Source organism: Novosphingobium sp. FKTRR1 (assembly GCF_020404405.1).
Lineage (GTDB): Bacteria > Pseudomonadota > Alphaproteobacteria > Sphingomonadales > Sphingomonadaceae > Novosphingobium.
Window position 1 is genome coordinate 63,099 of the sequence record NZ_JAIZDA010000003.1, and the last position, 15,204, is coordinate 78,302.

Sequence of the window (15,204 nt, forward strand, 5' to 3'; positions counted from 1 at the left end):
CCCATGTGCGGAATCATCGGTATTGTCGGCAAGGAATCCGTGGCGGAGCGGCTGGTCGATGGCCTGCGGCGGATGGAATATCGCGGCTATGACAGCGCCGGGGTGTGCACGGTGGAAGGCGGCGAACTCGTGCGCCGTCGTGCCGAGGGCAAGCTCAACAACCTGGTCATCGAACTGGCGCGCAATCCCGCGCCGGGCAACGTCGGCATCGCGCATACCCGCTGGGCCACGCATGGCGCTCCGACGACCAACAACGCGCACCCGCACGCCACCGAGCAGGTCGCGCTGGTCCATAACGGCATCATCGAGAACTTCCGCCCCTTGCGCGAAGCGCTGACCAGGCGCGGCCGCGTGTTCGAAAGCGAGACCGACACCGAAGTCGTCGCCCATCTGGTATCCGAATATATAGAAAATGGCGAAAGCCCTGAAAATGCGGTGAAAGCCGTGTTGCCGCAACTGCGCGGTGCCTTTGCGCTGGCCATCGCGTTTCGCGAACACCCCGAATTGCTGATCGGCGCGCGACTGGGTTCGCCACTGGTTGTCGGTTATGGCGATGGTGAGACGTTCCTTGGCTCCGACGCGCTGGCACTGGCGCCGCTGACCCAGCGCGTGACTTATCTGGAAGAAGGCGACTGGGTGATCATCACCCGCGATGGCGCGCAGATATTCGACGTGGCCAACAATCCGGTCAAGCGGCCCATCGTGGCTTCGGGCGCGACGGCGGCGGCGATCGAGAAGGGCAATTACCGCCACTTCATGCTCAAGGAAATCTACGAGCAGCCGATCGTGGTGGCACAGACGCTGCGTTCGTACTTGCGCCGCTATGAACAGGTCGTCTCGTTGCCGCAGATCGATTTCGATCTTGCCAGCATCACGCGCGTGACCATCGTGGCTTGTGGTACCAGCTACTATGCCGGGATGGTGGCGAAGTACTGGTTCGAACGTTTTGCCCGCCTGCCGGTGGACATCGATGTGGCCAGCGAGTTCCGTTATCGCGATCCGGTGCTGGAAAAGGGCGGCCTAGCGCTGTTCATCTCGCAAAGCGGCGAAACCGCCGACACGCTGGCCGCGCTGCGCCACTGCAAGGCCGCTGGACAGACCATCGCTGTCGTCGTCAACGTGCCGACCAGCACGATGGCGCGCGAGGCCGACTTGCTCTTGCCGACCCACGCCGGGCCGGAAATCGGCGTCGCCTCGACCAAGGCGTTCACCTGCCAGCTTGCCGTGCTGGCGGCACTCGCCGCGCATCTGGCCGACAAGCGCGGGCTGCTGACCCGCGCCGAAGAAGCCGAGATCGTCGACCATCTGGTCGAGGCACCCGCCGCGCTCAACGCCGCGCTGGCGCATGACGACGAGATTGCCGCCATCGCTCCGCTGATCGCGCCGGCGCGCGACGTGCTGTATCTCGGGCGCGGGCCGGACTATCCGCTCGCACTGGAAGGCGCGCTGAAACTCAAGGAAATCAGCTATATCCATGCCGAGGGCTATGCCAGCGGCGAGATGAAGCACGGCCCCATCGCGCTGATCGATGAATCCGTACCGGTGATCGTGCTGGCACCGCGCGGGCCGCTGTTCGAAAAGACCGTGTCGAACATGCAGGAAGTGCGCGCACGCGGCGGCAAGGTCGTGCTGATTTCCGACGCCGAGGGCATTGCCGAAGCGGGGGAGGGGTGCCTCGCCACGATCGAAATGCCCAAGGTTCACCCGCTGATTGCGCCGCTGGTCTATGCCGTTCCGGTGCAGTTGCTCGCCTATCACGTCGCGGTTGCCAAGGGCACCGACGTCGATCAGCCGCGCAACCTTGCCAAATCGGTGACGGTCGAATGAGCGTGGCACCCGCCATCAATCTGGTCGGCATGCTGGCGCTCAACCAGGCGCATGTCTTGGAAACGTCCTCGCTCGATTACGCCGCGCTGGAAAACCTGATCGAGCAGGCGTTCCACGTTGGCACTTGCGATTCAGGCGGCATGGATGCGTTCCTGATCGCGGTCGATCAGGACGCCGATTACGATAGCCCCAATTTTCTGTGGTTTCGTCAGCGCTTTACCCGTTTCGTTTATATCGATCGGGTGATCGTGGCGGAAAGCCAGCGCCAGCGCGGCTGGGGACGCCGGTTCTACGCCGACTTGTTTGCGGCCGCCGAAGCGGCAGGACACGATGTGGTGTGCTGTGAAGTCAATCAGGTGCCGCCAAACCCCGGCTCGGACGCGTTTCACCGCGCACTGGGCTTCGAACCCGTCGGTACGGCGACATTGGCTGGCGGGGTCAAGACGGTCAGCTATCTGGTGCGCAAACTGGCCCAGTCGGACGTCTGATCTTACCCCACGACGGATTGGGACGTTCGGTCCCGCACCGTCTGCCCGCGTGTTCTCAAACGTCCCACACCAGCGGCAGGCTGGTGCATGCCCCGACATTGCCGCCGCGCATCGTTACCGGACGGGCGGGATCGAGCCGGACTTCGGGCATGTTTGCCAGCCATTCGCGCAGGAACGCGATGACTTCCAGCCGGGCCAGCCCCGCGCCGACGCAACGGTGTGCGCCTGCGCCCAGTGTCGTATGGCGGATCGGGGTCAGACCGCGCGCGAAGTCGACGGTCAGCGGGTCGGAAAAGCTGGCCGGATCAAGGTTGTGCAACACGCTCGGCAGGTAAACGATGTCGTCGGTACGGATGGTCACGCCATCGACCGCGATGTCCTCCACCGCATTGCGGCTGACGCTGACGGTGGGATAGCGGCGCATCAGTTCGTCCGCCGCCGCCGGGATCAGTTCAGGCTGGGCACGCAGGAGCGCCTGATCGTGCGGATTGCGCGCCAGGTGCAGCGCGACCATGCCGACCATCGCCACCACCGTGTCGAGCCCGCCGAACAGCAGGTTGCGACACATCCGCCGTGCTTCATCGAGCGTCCACGGTCGGTCGCCCACCGGCTCGGCCAGAATGCGGCTGAACAAGTCGGTCCCCGGATTGGCCAGCCGGGCCTCGACATAGGGCGCAAGATAGGCGTCCGCTGCATCGCGCAGTTGTTCGACGGTCATCGACCCGTCGGGGCGGGTCAATTGTGCGCCCAGCGGACGCAGCTTGGCGCGGTCCTCCACCGGTACGTCGATCAGCGTCAGGAAGATGTGCAGCGGCAGGATCTCGGCAAAATCCTGCATGAACTCGCACGATCCGCGCGGCCGCAAGGCAGCGGTCAGGTCGCGCGCCACAGCGGTGATCAGCGGGTCGAGCGCGATGATGTGTCGCGCGCCGAAGCCCTTCATGATGGCGTTGCGCGTGGCGTGGTGTTCGCGCCCATCCTGTTGCAGCGGGATGAAATCCATCACTTCGCCAAGGCCGGGTGTCACCGCCAGAACCTTGTTCGAAAGACGCGCGCTGTCGGCCCACAGCGAGCGGATCAATTCGCCCGAGGTAGCGATCCAGTGGCCGTGGTTGGCGGTGGTCCACACCAGCGCCGGTCGGCCCGTGTCGGCCCCGCCGCGCAAGGCCTCCCAGGCGGCGAAATAATCGTTTTCGACGCCGGGCAGGGCAAAGATGTCGAAATCGACGACCCGGTCAGCCGGAACATGATCCGGAATGTGAAGAACGCTGGCCATGTTTCTGTTTTTCCTCTCCCGCGCTGCTGGTGTTCAGCCCAGCTTGCGCAACGGCTCGGTGCCGTCCCAGTCTTTCGCGGCGTCCTTGATCATCTGGAAGATCGCATCGGCGCCGGTCATGTTCTGCAGCAGTTCGATCACCCCGCCCGGACCAGCGCCGGCGTCGACATAGATCACCGCGCCATCGGCCCCGACGGTGCCTTCGACCAGAATCTCTGCGCCGACAGCGGCCACCGCGGCCCGTGCTTCGGCGATGGAATCGACGAAGATGCAGACATGGTGCAACTGGTCGGTGACCGCGTATTCGCCGGTATAGATCGACGGTTCACGGTTTTCCGGGCGGATCAGTTCGATCTGCACGTCGCCCCAATAGGCGATGGCGATGCTGAAGATCGCGCCGGTGGGCACGCCCTTGTACCTGGCATCGCCCAGTGCGACGTTCTCCATCAGGTAGAACGGGCCGACACCCATCGTTTGCGTCCAGTACGTCACCGCCGCGTCGAAATCCTGCGGCAGAAAGGCGAGCTGGCCGATGGGGCCAAGGTCTTTGATCGCTTTGACGGTCACTGGAACAGTCCTTCGGGCGCTTCGATCAGGCCCTTCAAGGTTTGCAGGAAGGTGGCGCCCGCCGCGCCGTCGATGGCGCGGTGGTCGACCGACAGGGTCAGTCCGATGCGGCTTTCGAAGGCGATGTCGCCATTATCACGTTCCACCGCGACCTTGTTCACCCCGCCGACGGCAAGGATCGCGCCTTGTGGCGGGTTGATGATCGCGTCGAACTGCTCGATCCCGAACATGCCGAGGTTCGAGACGCTGAAGGTGCCGCCATCCATGTCGTCGTAGCTCAGTTTGCCGGCCTGTGCCTTGTCGATCAGCGCGCGGGTGGTGCTGGCGATCTGGGCGATATGCAGGCGGTCGGCCTGCCGCACGATCGGCGTGACCAGTCCCTTGGGGCTGGCGACGGCGATGGCCACGTCAGCGTGGGGGAAGCTATGCACCGCATCGCCATGGACCTGCACATTGACATCAGGATGCCGCACCAGTGCCAGCGCCACCGCCTTGACCAGATAGTCGTTGATCGAGGCCCCCTTGCCGCCAATAACTCCCCCAAGCACGATATTGGCGGTCTTGCGCAGCGCGATCAGTTCATCGACCCGTGCCGAGACGCGCAAGTAGAAGTGCGGGATGGTCTGCTTGGCCTCGGTCAGGCGGCGGGCCACGACCTTGCGCACTTTGTCGAAGGGCTGGACTACCGGATCGTTGGCTACTGGAACGAAGGGAGCGCCGAACACCACCGTACCCGCCTGGGCTGCGGGAGCGGGGACCAGCGCCAGCACGTCCTTCTTCGAAATGCGCCCGCGCGGTCCGGTGCCGGTCAAGCCGGTCAGGTCGATATCATGCAGCGCGGCCAGTCGCCGGGCCAGAGGCGAGGCGAAGATTGCCGCGATCTCGGCGGGCAGGGGCGCTGCACCCTTGTAGCTGGCAGCGCGGTCGGGCTGGAGCGCCTGAAACACATCCTGATAGGTGATGCGACCGCCGCGTCCCGAGCCCGAGATCGGCTCGATATCGATGCCTTCGGCTTCGGCCAGCTTCAGCGCTTCGGGGCTGATCGGGCGGTTGGTGACGATCTTCTTCGGTGCGCGAGCAGGCGTTGCCGGTGCGGCCGGGGCGGCAGCCACTGGCGCAGCGGCAGGGGCTGGCGCCGAACCCGCCTTGGCCGCTACCGACGTTTCAGCCGGTTTGAACGCGGCGATGAAGGCATCGATTTCGGCATCGGTGGCGGCCGCTTCGGCAAATACCGCCAGCAGCGCACCCACCGGATGCGCATCCTCGCCAGCGGGTACGAGCAGCCGCTTGAGCACGGCATCGTATTCCGCTTCGACCTCGTTGGTGATCTTGGCGGTTTCGATCAGGCACAGCGTTTGCCCACGAGTGAAGGCATCGCCTTCCTTGACCATCCATTCGGCGATGGTGCCCTCGGTCATTTCGATGCCCCACTTGGGCATGCAGAACGGGCGGATATCGGCCATGGCGCGCAGTTCCTTAGCGGTAGGACAGGACTTTGCGCACCGCCGCTTCGATCTTGTCGATCGAGGGGAGGTACGCCGTCTCCAGTTCGCGCGCGAACGGGATCGGGGTGTGCGGCGGATTGACGCCGAGCGGCGGCGCCTTGAGGCTGGCAAAGGCCTTTTCCGAAACCAGCGCGCAGATATCGCTGGCAAGGCTGCAACGCGGCGGCGCTTCGTCGACCACGATGAGGCGACCGGTTACTTCGACAGAATCGAGGATCGCTTCCTCGTCCAGCGGGCTCGTGGTGCGCAAGTCGATCACGTCGCAGCCGATGCCTTCGGCCGCCAACCTGTCGGCCACCGCCTCGCAGAAACCGAGCAGCAACCCGGTCGAGACGATCGTCACGTCCTGCCCTGCGCGGCTGAGGCGGGCATGGCCGAACGGGATCATGAAGTCCGGGTCGTCGGGCACTTCGCCGCTGACACCGTAGAGCGCCTTGTGCTCAAGGAAGATAACCGGGTCATCGTCGCGGATGGCGGTGCGCAAAAGGCCCTTAACGTCGGCGGGCGTCGTCGGCATCACCACCTTGAGGCCGGGCATGCCGGTCAGGATCTGGTGGACCGCCTGGCTATGCTGGGCCGCCGCATTGTAGCCCGCGCCATAGGCCATGCGGATCACTGCCGGGCAGCGGGTCTTGCCGCCGAACATGTAGCGAAACTTGGCCAGCTGGTTCCAGATCTGGTCGAGCGATACGCCGATGAAGTCGGCGAACATCAGTTCGGCCACCGGCCGCTTGCCCGACAGCGCCAGTCCTGCCGCAGCGCCGATGATGGCGCTTTCCGAGATCGGCGTGTCGATCACCCGGTCGGCGCCGAACTTCCCGAACAGGCCGGTCGAGGTCGACCAGATCCCGCCGATGGCTTCGGGGCCACCGGGGGTGCCCATGCCGCCGACCACGTCTTCACCCAGCACGACCACATTGGGGTCGCGCGCCATTTCTTCTGCGATCGTCGAGACGACGGCGTCGCGATACATCATCTTGGCCATTGTTCGCTCCCGCCTCAGTACGAAATATAGACGTCGGTCAGGACGTCCTCGGCGGTTGGCCGGGCCGCCGCCTTGGCCTTGGCCGTGGCATTCTCGATCGCGGCCAGCACCTCGGCATCGACCGCATCGATATCCTCGTGGCTCAACAGCCCGGCACCGGTCACGCTGGCGCGGAACTTCTTGATGCAGTCACGCGTCTCGCGGATGCGATCGAGTTCGCCCGGACCGCGATAGCGCTGCGGATCGCCCTCGAAGTGGCCGAAGAAGCGCTCGGTGTCGAATTCCACCGCCGCCGGCCCGTTGCCCGGCACGCGGACATAATCGAGCACTTCGCGCATGGTTTCGAAAACCGAGAAGAAATCGGTGCCATCGCCGCGCCACACCTTCATGCCGAATGCTTCGGCGCGGCTGGCGATGTCCAGTTGCGTGCCGACCGCGTAATCGAACCCGGTGTGTTCGGAGTAGTGGTTGTTCTCGAACACGAAAATGCATGATGCCTTGGTCACCACCGCCATGTTCATCGCTTCGAACGTGGTGCCCTGGTTGCAGGCGCCATCGCCCGAGAAGGTGATGGCGACGTGACCCTTGCCGTCGATCTTGCAGGCAATCCCTGCGCCGACCGCGATCGGTGCGCCCGCGCCGACGATGCCGTTGGCGCCCAGCATGCCCTGATCGAAGTCGGCAATATGCATCGAGCCGCCCTTGCCCTTGCACAGGCCTTCGCGGCTGCCCCAGATTTCGGCCATCATGCCATCGACATCGCAGCCCTTGGCAAGGCAATGGCCGTGGCCGCGATGGGTCGAGACGATCTTGTCCTCGACCGACAGATGCTCGCACACCCCTACCGCGACAGCTTCCTGCCCGCAGTACAAGTGCGTGAACCCGGCGATCTCGCCGGTCTGGATATCGACGTGCAACCGTTCCTCGAACTCGCGGATCAGTTTCATCTGGCGATAGGCGCGCAAGAGCGCCTCACGGCTCAACTGCATCCTTCATCCCACCTTGTTGTTGTTGAAAGTCATGTGTTCAAAGTCCCAGTACGGTCTTGGCGATGATCGAGGACTGCACTTCGTTGGTGCCGCCAAAGATCGTCCACGCCCGACTGTTGAGGTAGCGCGCGGTGGCCACTTGTGCGGCGCGCGAATGGACCGGCGGTGGCGCGTTGTCGCCATAGAGCGGCCGCGCCGGATCAAGCTGCAACCCGGCGGTGCCCAGCGCGTCCACTGCCAGAAGGTCGATGTCCTGCCGCAAGTTCGAGGCGAGCAGCTTGGTCAGCGAGGTTTGCGGCCCCGGCGGGCGGCCTTTGGCGACATCGGCCAGAATTTTCAGTTCGATCATTTCCAGCGCCTGCACCGACAGCTTTGCCCGTGCCACGCGGCGCTTCCAGTCGGTATCGTCGGCCAGTCTGCCGCCGCGCCCGTCCGCTTCTTCGGCGGCCAGCAGTTCGACTTGTTCCAGATCGTAGCTGAGCTTGGGCGCGTGGCACGATCCGCCGCGCTCGTTTTCAAGCAGGAACTTTGCCAGTTTCCAGCCGTCGCCCTCCTCGGCCACGCGGTCGGCGACGGGTACGACCACGTCCTCAAGGAACACCTGATTGACTTCGTGATCGCCTGCCAGTGTCAGGATCGGGCGCACCGACACGCCGGGGGCCGCCATGTCGATCAGCAGGAAGGTGATGCCCGCCTGCTTTTTCACCTCGGGATCGGTGCGCACCAGCGTGAACATGCGGTTGGCCCAGTGGGCATGCGTGGTCCAGATCTTCGAGCCGTTGACAACGTAGTGGCTGCCGTCGGCCGACAGCACCGCGCGCGTCTGCAAGCTGGCAAGGTCCGATCCGCTGCCCGGCTCGGAAAAGCCCTGACACCAATAATCCTCACCCGACAGGATGCGCGGCAGATAGCGCTGCTTCTGGTCGGGGGTGCCGAAGGTGTAGATCACCGGCGCGACCAGCTTCAGCCCCAGCACCGTCAGATTGGGGGCGCCGGCCAGCGCGCATTCCTTTTCGAAGATATAGCGCTGCACCGGGCTCCAGCCGGTGCCGCCAACTTCCTTGGGCCATTGATAGCCCAGCCAGCCGCGCGCGTTGAGCACCGCGTTCCAGTGCTGGCCGATATCGGGTTCGACGAACACCGTCGGGGACGCGGCGGCGCCGTCCTTGACCGCCTGCGGCAGGTTTTCGGCAAGGAACGCGCGCACTTCGTCGCGAAAGGCGATGTCCTGCGGGGAGAGGTCGATATCCATGGCGTATGCTGCTTATCGTTCGAGGATGGTCACGGCTGAGACGCCGGGCGCGCCGTAGACGTGGCTGTAAGCGGTCCTGGGCGCACCGGGAACTTGGCGGCTGCCCCCGTCGCCGCGTAACTGGACCACGTTTTCATAGACTTGGCGCAAGCCGGACGCGCCGATGGGTTCGCCACAGGCAAGGCATCCGCCATCGGTGTTGACCGGCAGCGTGCCGCCGATCTCGGTGCGGCCTTCGGCCAGCCAGGCTTCCTGTTCGCCGTCGGCACAAAAGCCGTTTTCGGCCATGTGCATGATTTCGGCCCCGGCTTCGGTGTCCTGCAACTGCGCCAGCGCAATGTCCTCCGGCCCGATTCCGGCCATGCGGAATGCGTCGGCAGAGGCGATGCGCGTGGCCGTGGCGGTACCGCCGCCGATATCGATCGAAGGGGCGAACACTTCGAAGCTTTTGGTCGGGCGCGTGCGCATCGTCGCCGCCTTCAGCCGGACCAGCGGTTTGCCGAGTTCGCGCGCCTTCTTCTCGCTGGCCAGGATCAGCGCGACCCCGCCTTCGGCTGGTGAGCAGAACATGAACTTGCTGTAGGGGTCCGACACCAAGGCCCCGTTCAGGATATCGTCCAGCGCAACAGGTTCGCGGCGCCACGCATGGGGGGCATGCACGGCGTTGCGGAACGCCTTTTCCGCCACGCGGCCAAGCGTGGTGCGGCTGATCCCGTGCAGGTGCATGTAGCGGGTGATCTTGGCCGCGAAGAATTGCGTGGTGATCATGAACCCGGCATCGCCGTACCAGTCGGGCAAGTTGTACTCGGCGGGCAGAGCGTTGAATGCGCCGCGCGGGTGTTTGTCGAACCCGACCGCAAGGCCGATGTCGAATTCGCCCGACTTGATCGCCATTTGCGCCGAAAACAGCGCCGATCCGCCCGCAGCGCAGCCATTGCGCACGTTGATGAACTGGACGCCGGTCAGCCCAAGCCGGTCGACCATCGTATCGGGATTGCCCGCAGCGTCCGAACTGCCATAGGCGAACTGGATATCGGGCCAGGCGATCCCGGCGTCGCCCAGCGCCTGCTGGACGGCGAACACGCCTTGCTCAAGACCGGACAGCCCATCGGTACGACCGAACGGGTGGATTCCTACGCCAACGATGCAGACGTCGCCGCTCATGCTGCCGCTCCTGTGGTTGCTGCGGGGCGGAAGGCGGGGATCTGCGCCGATGCGGCGTTGTCGGGATCGAGCGGCACAGAAGTGAGTTCCAGCGCCATTCCGATGCTGATCTGGTCGAAGGCCACGTCGGTCAACCGCGCCTCGACGATCACTTCGCCGGGCAGTTCGACATAGGCCACAGGCCAGGGGCGGAATGTGTCAGGCCCGGCATAAGGCGGGCTTTTGGGGCGATAGCGCTGGATCGTCCAACTCCACAGCCTGCCGGTTCGCGACAGCGCGACGGGTTCGTAAGCTGCGCCGGGCGGGCAGGGGAACACGATGCGCCCGCTCGTCCGTTCGCGACCGCCGATCAGACGTGGCGGCGCTTCATCGGTAAACAGCCCTTCGGCAATCGCGTGCATCTCGGCTCCCGTTTGCGGACATTCGAATTTGGATGTTTTCGAATCCCTTGCCTGCCCTTCAGGCCACAGCCGCGCCCGCTTGCCGACTCTGCAAAACGCTAGGGTTGCACGAATAATGCGCGAAAATGGCAGGAAACCGTCTGAAACGCGCACGCACCTGTCCAATCGGGCAGGGGTAGCCCCGCGCCGCCTAGCGCTGCCATGGCATGCATCGTCAGGTGTTGAGCGAGATGTAACCCAGTTGCGCTGCCTTGAACACGGTCTGGCTGCGGTTGACCGCGTTCAGCTTGGTTGAGGCGTTATGGATATGGAACCGCACCGTTGCGCGGCTGCGGCTCATGATCATGCTGATTTCCAGGTCGGTCTTGCCGATTGCCGCCCAGCGCAGGCACTCGACCTCACGCTTGGACAGGCGCGAGCCGGGCGGCAGCGCCTGCACCGAGCCCATCGCATGGACATAGCTGGCGATGAACGTGCGCGCATAGATGCCAAAGGCATCGCCGTGCTGCAGGAAGGCTGCTTCCAGATCGGTGACCGTCGGGTCGAGCGGGTTGAAACTGACCGCGCCGATCTGCCCGAACGGCAGGTGCACGGGCACCACGATCGCGGCGCGTGTCATGGCGCGGTTGTCGAAATTGGTCAGGTCGATGGCGGCCAGATAATGGTTGGGCTGGCGGGTGCGGAACCCTTGCGCATTGACCCAGAACGGCTCGCTTTCAAAACGGCACGCCGAAGTCAGCGGCGAATCGAGCGCGATCCGTGAATTGCGCCACCACACCTTTTCATCATTCCAGCCGAACACGTCACGCGCCAGAATGTTGCCATCGGCATCCACCGGGGTGCGCTTGTCGGCGATGTCGTGCGCCGGAGCGGCGCGCATGCCGAATGCCAGCGCCTGCTTGTGCAAGGCTTCTGCCGCGCGGCGAACGTCCGCCGGACAGCCGATTCGCACTTTGTCGATGGATTCGGCCGAAAGAGGGTTTGCATCCTGCACCTTCGGGTTCTCCAGCACATCCAGACCGTAAGCCATAGTGGCCTCCCATGAAGTCCGGCATCTTTCGCGCGCCGTAACGTAAGACCGGACAATACCGGCAGTCGTGCCGGGAAACAATCACCTGTATCTCTGTACAGCCTAGTCTTTTGCGCAGCGTGGAGCCTGCCGCGACGGTGATAGGGATTTACGCCAAGGGAGAGCTTGCGTGAATTTCGACCTCACCGAGGATGAGGAACTGCTCAAGGCGCTGGCCGAGCGGTTCATCGATGACCGATACGATATTGACCGTCGCCGCGCCTATCTGGCGGCTGACGAGGGTTTTTCGCGCGAAAACTGGCTGCTGCTGGGTGAATTGGGATTGCTGGCGGCGCCTCTGGCCGAGGAATACGGCGGCCTCGGGATCGATGCCACGGCCGTTGCCACGGTTTTCGAGGCATTGGGACGCGGCCTCGTGGTCGAACCGCTGATCGAGGCGACGCTGGTCGCCGCGCGCCTGTTTGCCACCACTGCGCCTGCGGCACTGGCCGATTCGTGGCTGCCAGGCCTGCTCGATGGCAGCCGCCGTGTTGCGCTGGCGCATGCCGAAGCTGGCAGCAGGGGCGGCCATCTGTGGGTGCAGACCAGCGTCACCGGCAACGGCGATGAGGTTGTAATCACCGGCCACAAGCCGCACGTCATTGCAGGTTTCGGGGCGGACGGGTTTGTCGTCAGCGCGCGCAGCACCGGCGCGCCGGGCGATCCGTCCGGGCTGGGCCTCTACTTCGTGAAAGCCGCTGCTCCGGGGCTGACGACGGCAAGTTGGCGGCTGGCCGATGGCTCGGTCGCGGCCGCGCTGACGCTCGATGCCGTGCCCGCAGTGGCGCTTGATGGCGGGTTTGGCGCGCTGACCGAGAACGAGGCGCTGGCCTCGCTCGCGCGTTCGGCCGAAGCGCTGGGCGTGATGCAGCGACTGTTCGACGATACGCTTGAATATCTGCGCACCCGCAAGCAGTTTGGCGCGGCACTCGGCACGTTTCAGGCGATCCAGCATCGCATGGCGGCGCAGTACGGTGCGCTCGAACAAGGCCGCGCCTTGCTGAACCTTGCCATCGTCAATCAGGGCAGTGCCGCGTTCGCCAAGGCGGTGCAGGGCCTGCGCGCCTTCGTCGCCCCTGCCAGCGTGGAACTGGGGCACGAGATGATCCAGTTCCACGGCGGGATGGGCGTAACTGACGAACTGCTGATCGGCCACGGCCACAAGCGCCTGCTGGTGCTGTCGCGCTGGCCAGAAGCACCCGAAGTGGCACTGGACCGCTTCGCCGGAGTGGTTTGAGCGCGATCGGGCCGCTGTCGTCGACCGAAACAGAAAGGGCCGGGGCGTGATCCCCGGCCCTTCCGTTTGGCCTGCTTGGTATTCTTGTCAGATGGCCGATCAGTCGACGGTCGGCCGTTGTTTGAGCCAGCCGATACCCCGACGCAGCAGCTCGTGGAAAACCGGCAAGTCCCAGGCGCAGCGGTCCAAGGTTGGCCACCAGTCGAGCATCGGTTGCAGGTCATAGTGCCCGCGGCAATGGCCCAGCGTGTTGTAGAGCACCGCGCCCTTGCCATGGTCCTTGATGTACAGCACCGGGTGCGTGCCGGGGGCGTCGGCAGCTTCGACGAAGCCGGTACCTTCCTCGACGCATTCGGTTTCCAGCAGCACGTGCAACTGGCCGTGGCATTCGAGATGGTACAACTCGTCGGTCGTCTCGAACGGTTCGATGCCTTGTGTCAGCGGGTGGTCGGGATCGGCCACGGTGACGGTGTAGGGCGCGATCGGGGGATGGCTGATGAACTGGCTGCCGAGCAGGTCCATCATCAACGGCGCCCAGCGCGGCGCCTCCCACAGGCCCGCGTTGGGACCATCGGCCAGCAGGCGCAGTACCGAGTTGGTGCCATGCAGCGCGTACCAGCGTCCACCCCGCTCCAGCCACGCCCGCAGCGCCTCCTGCGCCTTCAGCGAGGGCGTGACGTCGCATGTATAGGTGACGATGATGTCGGCGGCCTCGATCGCGGCGATGTTCTCGTAATCCTCGAACACACGGGTGCGGATCGCGGGATCTTCTGCCAGCAGCTTGAGCAGTTCGAGCCGGGCGAAGTCGATGTCGTGCCAAACCCCGCCACACACGAACACGCAGTTCACGCGCGGCGGATGCGTCTCCGCTTCGCTCATGCTTTGGCTCCCAGTTCGCCCGACAGGTACTTGTCGAGCGTCTGGTGGAACTGGCGGATGCGGATTTCCTGATAGTCGCCCAGATTGACCTGGCCGGTCTTGGACGCGTGCAGACCCTGCTGCACATAAGGCAGGTTTTCCATGTCCTGTTCGAACACGTGGCCCAGCACGCCGATTTCGGGAGCATCGGTCCACTTCTGGTCGTTGCCCAGCAGCTTCATCGGCACGCCGCGCGGGATCGGCTCGCCCTTCTTGACGCGGGCAAGGATGCGCACTTCCATCAGGCAGGTGTCGGGCGTCTTGCCGGGGCGCCAGCGGTAGACGATGTTGGGCATGAAACCGCCCCACGGCGCAAAGTTGGGGAACACGTTGTAGACCAGCCCATCGAGCAGTTCGGCGTCGGTGGCGTGATCGTGGTCGTACCCGGTCTGCGCGGTGTACCCGGCGCGCATGGCGGCACCAAGGGCTTCGCGCGCGGTCAGCCCTTCGGGCACGGTGACGGCAAAGGGATCGCTGGCTTCGTAGTTGTCGCCCGAACGGCCATTGTACTTGACGAACTCGTCGACAATCCATTGCTGGGTCTTGCCGTCGGGGTCGATGTGCGGGCTCATGATCCCGAACGGGACCAGATTGACATTCACGTTGTCGCCCCAGGTCCAGTAGGCGCTGTTGGCGTCGCCGGTGAAGGGCAGCAGTTGCGGGTGCGTGACGATGGTGTGCCAGGCCTCCATGAAGGCTTCGGCGGTGACTTTCCAGTTGGCGGGCACTTCCTTCGCCACCCAGATCACCGTGGTGCACTCTTCATGGCGCCAGCGTTTGAAGAATTCGGGGATGGGGGCGAGGTATTCCTCAAGGCTCGGCCCGCCAGCCTCTTCGCGCAGGAAGATGTAGCCGCCCCAGCGACCGACTTCGGCCTGCGGCAGGGTCATCTTGTCCTTGGTCAGGTGCTTGAAGTCCCACGCGCAGGGCATTCCGACAAAGCTGCCGTCCTTGTTCCACGAAAAGCCATGGAACGGGCAGGTGAAGGTGTCGGCGGTACCATCATGGTCACGCAGCTTGCGGCCACGATGCAGGCAGACGTTGTGCATCGCCTTGACCGAGCCGTCTTCCTGACGGCTGATCAGCCACGACCGGCCGGCCATCTCGAACACGGTGTAATCGCCCGGCTCGGGAATGTCCTCGTCGCGCGCGGCGAACTGCCAGACGTGCGGCCACATCTTTTCGCGCTCGGAGCGGGCGAAGTCCTCGCTGGTGTAGCGGCTGGCGGCGATCGGGTCCGATCCGCGATACTGATAGCTTTCCTCGGTCAGCATGGCAGGAGCAGGGCGCGAATCCTGCGCCAGCAGATCGGGCCAGCTGATGCCGTTGCTACGGGCCAGACCGCCTGAGATCTGCCCGCCGGAATTCGTGAGTCCGCCGTCGGTTGCGTCGAAGTCAGCCATTTGTTTTTCCTCGCCCGGATTCTAATCACTCCTGCCGGTTTTGCGCCATCGGCGCCAGTCCGTCACCTTGCGAAAAAGCATAGGTTGCGCGTCGGGGCCGACCACTTCACCACACCGTCGGGC

14 protein-coding genes are annotated in these 15,204 nt (G+C 64.6%); 3 read left to right on the forward strand and 11 right to left on the reverse strand.

Annotation, left to right across the window (positions count from 1 at the left end; all coding sequences use genetic code 11):
* Nucleotides 1-3: 3 nt before the first annotated feature.
* Nucleotides 4-1,827 (forward strand): glutamine--fructose-6-phosphate transaminase (isomerizing), encoded by a 1,824-nt coding sequence (glmS, locus tag LDN95_RS04020; protein ID WP_226016354.1) that lies wholly within the window; start codon nt 4-6, stop codon nt 1,825-1,827.
* A complete protein-coding gene (locus LDN95_RS04025; RefSeq protein WP_226016355.1) occupies nt 1,824-2,315 on the forward strand; it encodes a GNAT family N-acetyltransferase in 492 nt (163 codons plus the stop codon). The genes glmS and LDN95_RS04025 overlap by 4 nt, the downstream gene beginning before the upstream one ends.
* A gap of 55 nt (nt 2,316-2,370) precedes the next feature.
* Here LDN95_RS04025 and LDN95_RS04030 read toward each other — a convergent pair whose 3' ends face one another.
* The 9 genes from LDN95_RS04030 to LDN95_RS04070 form a co-directional block, all read right to left on the reverse strand.
* On the reverse strand, nt 2,371-3,591 hold the full coding sequence (locus LDN95_RS04030) for a cytochrome P450 (protein WP_226016356.1): 1,221 nt from the start codon (nt 3,589-3,591) through the stop codon (nt 2,371-2,373).
* Nucleotides 3,592-3,624: 33 nt separating this feature from the next.
* Nucleotides 3,625-4,158: a VOC family protein gene (locus LDN95_RS04035; protein ID WP_226016357.1), complete on the reverse strand. Its 534-nt coding sequence runs from the start codon at nt 4,156-4,158 to the stop codon at nt 3,625-3,627.
* Nucleotides 4,155-5,621, reverse strand: a complete 1,467-nt coding sequence (locus tag LDN95_RS04040) for a 2-oxo acid dehydrogenase subunit E2 (protein WP_226016358.1) — start codon at nt 5,619-5,621, stop codon at nt 4,155-4,157. Before LDN95_RS04040 ends, LDN95_RS04035 begins: the two co-directional genes overlap by 4 nt.
* A 13-nt stretch (nt 5,622-5,634) precedes the next feature.
* On the reverse strand, nt 5,635-6,648 hold the full coding sequence (locus LDN95_RS04045; RefSeq protein ID WP_226016359.1) for an alpha-ketoacid dehydrogenase subunit beta: 1,014 nt from the start codon (nt 6,646-6,648) through the stop codon (nt 5,635-5,637).
* A gap of 14 nt (nt 6,649-6,662) precedes the next feature.
* The gene (locus tag LDN95_RS04050) at nt 6,663-7,637 is read right to left on the reverse strand and encodes a thiamine pyrophosphate-dependent dehydrogenase E1 component subunit alpha (RefSeq protein WP_226016360.1); all 975 of its coding nucleotides are present in this window, start codon (nt 7,635-7,637) and stop codon (nt 6,663-6,665) included.
* 37 nt (nt 7,638-7,674) lie between these two features.
* A complete protein-coding gene (locus tag LDN95_RS04055) occupies nt 7,675-8,889 on the reverse strand; it encodes an acyl-CoA dehydrogenase family protein (RefSeq protein WP_226016361.1) in 1,215 nt (404 codons plus the stop codon).
* A 12-nt stretch (nt 8,890-8,901) separates the two neighbouring features.
* Complete coding sequence (locus tag LDN95_RS04060; RefSeq protein WP_226016362.1) at nt 8,902-10,053, reverse strand: thiolase family protein; 1,152 nt, start codon at nt 10,051-10,053, stop codon at nt 8,902-8,904.
* The gene (locus LDN95_RS04065; protein WP_226016363.1) at nt 10,050-10,454 is read right to left on the reverse strand and encodes a Zn-ribbon domain-containing OB-fold protein; all 405 of its coding nucleotides are present in this window, start codon (nt 10,452-10,454) and stop codon (nt 10,050-10,052) included. Before LDN95_RS04065 ends, LDN95_RS04060 begins: the two co-directional genes overlap by 4 nt.
* Nucleotides 10,455-10,668: 214 nt before the next feature.
* On the reverse strand, nt 10,669-11,484 hold the full coding sequence (locus LDN95_RS04070; RefSeq protein ID WP_226016364.1) for a LuxR C-terminal-related transcriptional regulator: 816 nt from the start codon (nt 11,482-11,484) through the stop codon (nt 10,669-10,671).
* Between the two features lie 169 nt (nt 11,485-11,653).
* Between LDN95_RS04070 and LDN95_RS04075 the strand changes: the two genes are divergently transcribed.
* Entirely contained in the window at nt 11,654-12,760 is a 1,107-nt protein-coding gene (locus tag LDN95_RS04075) for an acyl-CoA dehydrogenase family protein (protein ID WP_226016365.1), read from the forward strand.
* A gap of 99 nt (nt 12,761-12,859) precedes the next feature.
* Here LDN95_RS04075 and LDN95_RS04080 read toward each other — a convergent pair whose 3' ends face one another.
* Nucleotides 12,860-13,639: a ThuA domain-containing protein gene (locus tag LDN95_RS04080; RefSeq protein WP_226016366.1), complete on the reverse strand. Its 780-nt coding sequence runs from the start codon at nt 13,637-13,639 to the stop codon at nt 12,860-12,862.
* Nucleotides 13,636-15,081, reverse strand: a complete 1,446-nt coding sequence (locus tag LDN95_RS04085) for an SRPBCC family protein (RefSeq protein ID WP_226016367.1) — start codon at nt 15,079-15,081, stop codon at nt 13,636-13,638. Before LDN95_RS04085 ends, LDN95_RS04080 begins: the two co-directional genes overlap by 4 nt.
* Between the last annotated feature and the right edge of the window lie 123 nt (nt 15,082-15,204).

Excerpts from the sequence above, each read along its gene's own strand:
- LDN95_RS04085 (WP_226016367.1), bottom strand. The coding sequence starts at position 15,081 with ATGGCTGACTTCGACGCAACCGACGGCGGACTCACGAATTCCGGCGGG.
- LDN95_RS04060 (WP_226016362.1), bottom strand. The coding sequence starts at position 10,053 with ATGAGCGGCGACGTCTGCATCGTTGGCGTAGGAATCCACCCGTTCGGT.
- glmS (WP_226016354.1), top strand. The coding sequence starts at position 4 with ATGTGCGGAATCATCGGTATTGTCGGCAAGGAATCCGTGGCGGAGCGG.
- LDN95_RS04065 (WP_226016363.1), bottom strand. The coding sequence starts at position 10,454 with ATGCACGCGATTGCCGAAGGGCTGTTTACCGATGAAGCGCCGCCACGT.
- LDN95_RS04045 (WP_226016359.1), bottom strand. The coding sequence starts at position 6,648 with ATGGCCAAGATGATGTATCGCGACGCCGTCGTCTCGACGATCGCAGAA.
- LDN95_RS04055 (WP_226016361.1), bottom strand. The coding sequence starts at position 8,889 with ATGGATATCGACCTCTCCCCGCAGGACATCGCCTTTCGCGACGAAGTG.
- LDN95_RS04050 (WP_226016360.1), bottom strand. The coding sequence starts at position 7,637 with ATGCAGTTGAGCCGTGAGGCGCTCTTGCGCGCCTATCGCCAGATGAAA.
- LDN95_RS04040 (WP_226016358.1), bottom strand. The coding sequence starts at position 5,621 with ATGGCCGATATCCGCCCGTTCTGCATGCCCAAGTGGGGCATCGAAATG.
- LDN95_RS04025 (WP_226016355.1), top strand. The coding sequence starts at position 1,824 with ATGAGCGTGGCACCCGCCATCAATCTGGTCGGCATGCTGGCGCTCAAC.
- LDN95_RS04070 (WP_226016364.1), bottom strand. The coding sequence starts at position 11,484 with ATGGCTTACGGTCTGGATGTGCTGGAGAACCCGAAGGTGCAGGATGCA.
- LDN95_RS04080 (WP_226016366.1), bottom strand. The coding sequence starts at position 13,639 with ATGAGCGAAGCGGAGACGCATCCGCCGCGCGTGAACTGCGTGTTCGTG.
- LDN95_RS04030 (WP_226016356.1), bottom strand. The coding sequence starts at position 3,591 with ATGGCCAGCGTTCTTCACATTCCGGATCATGTTCCGGCTGACCGGGTC.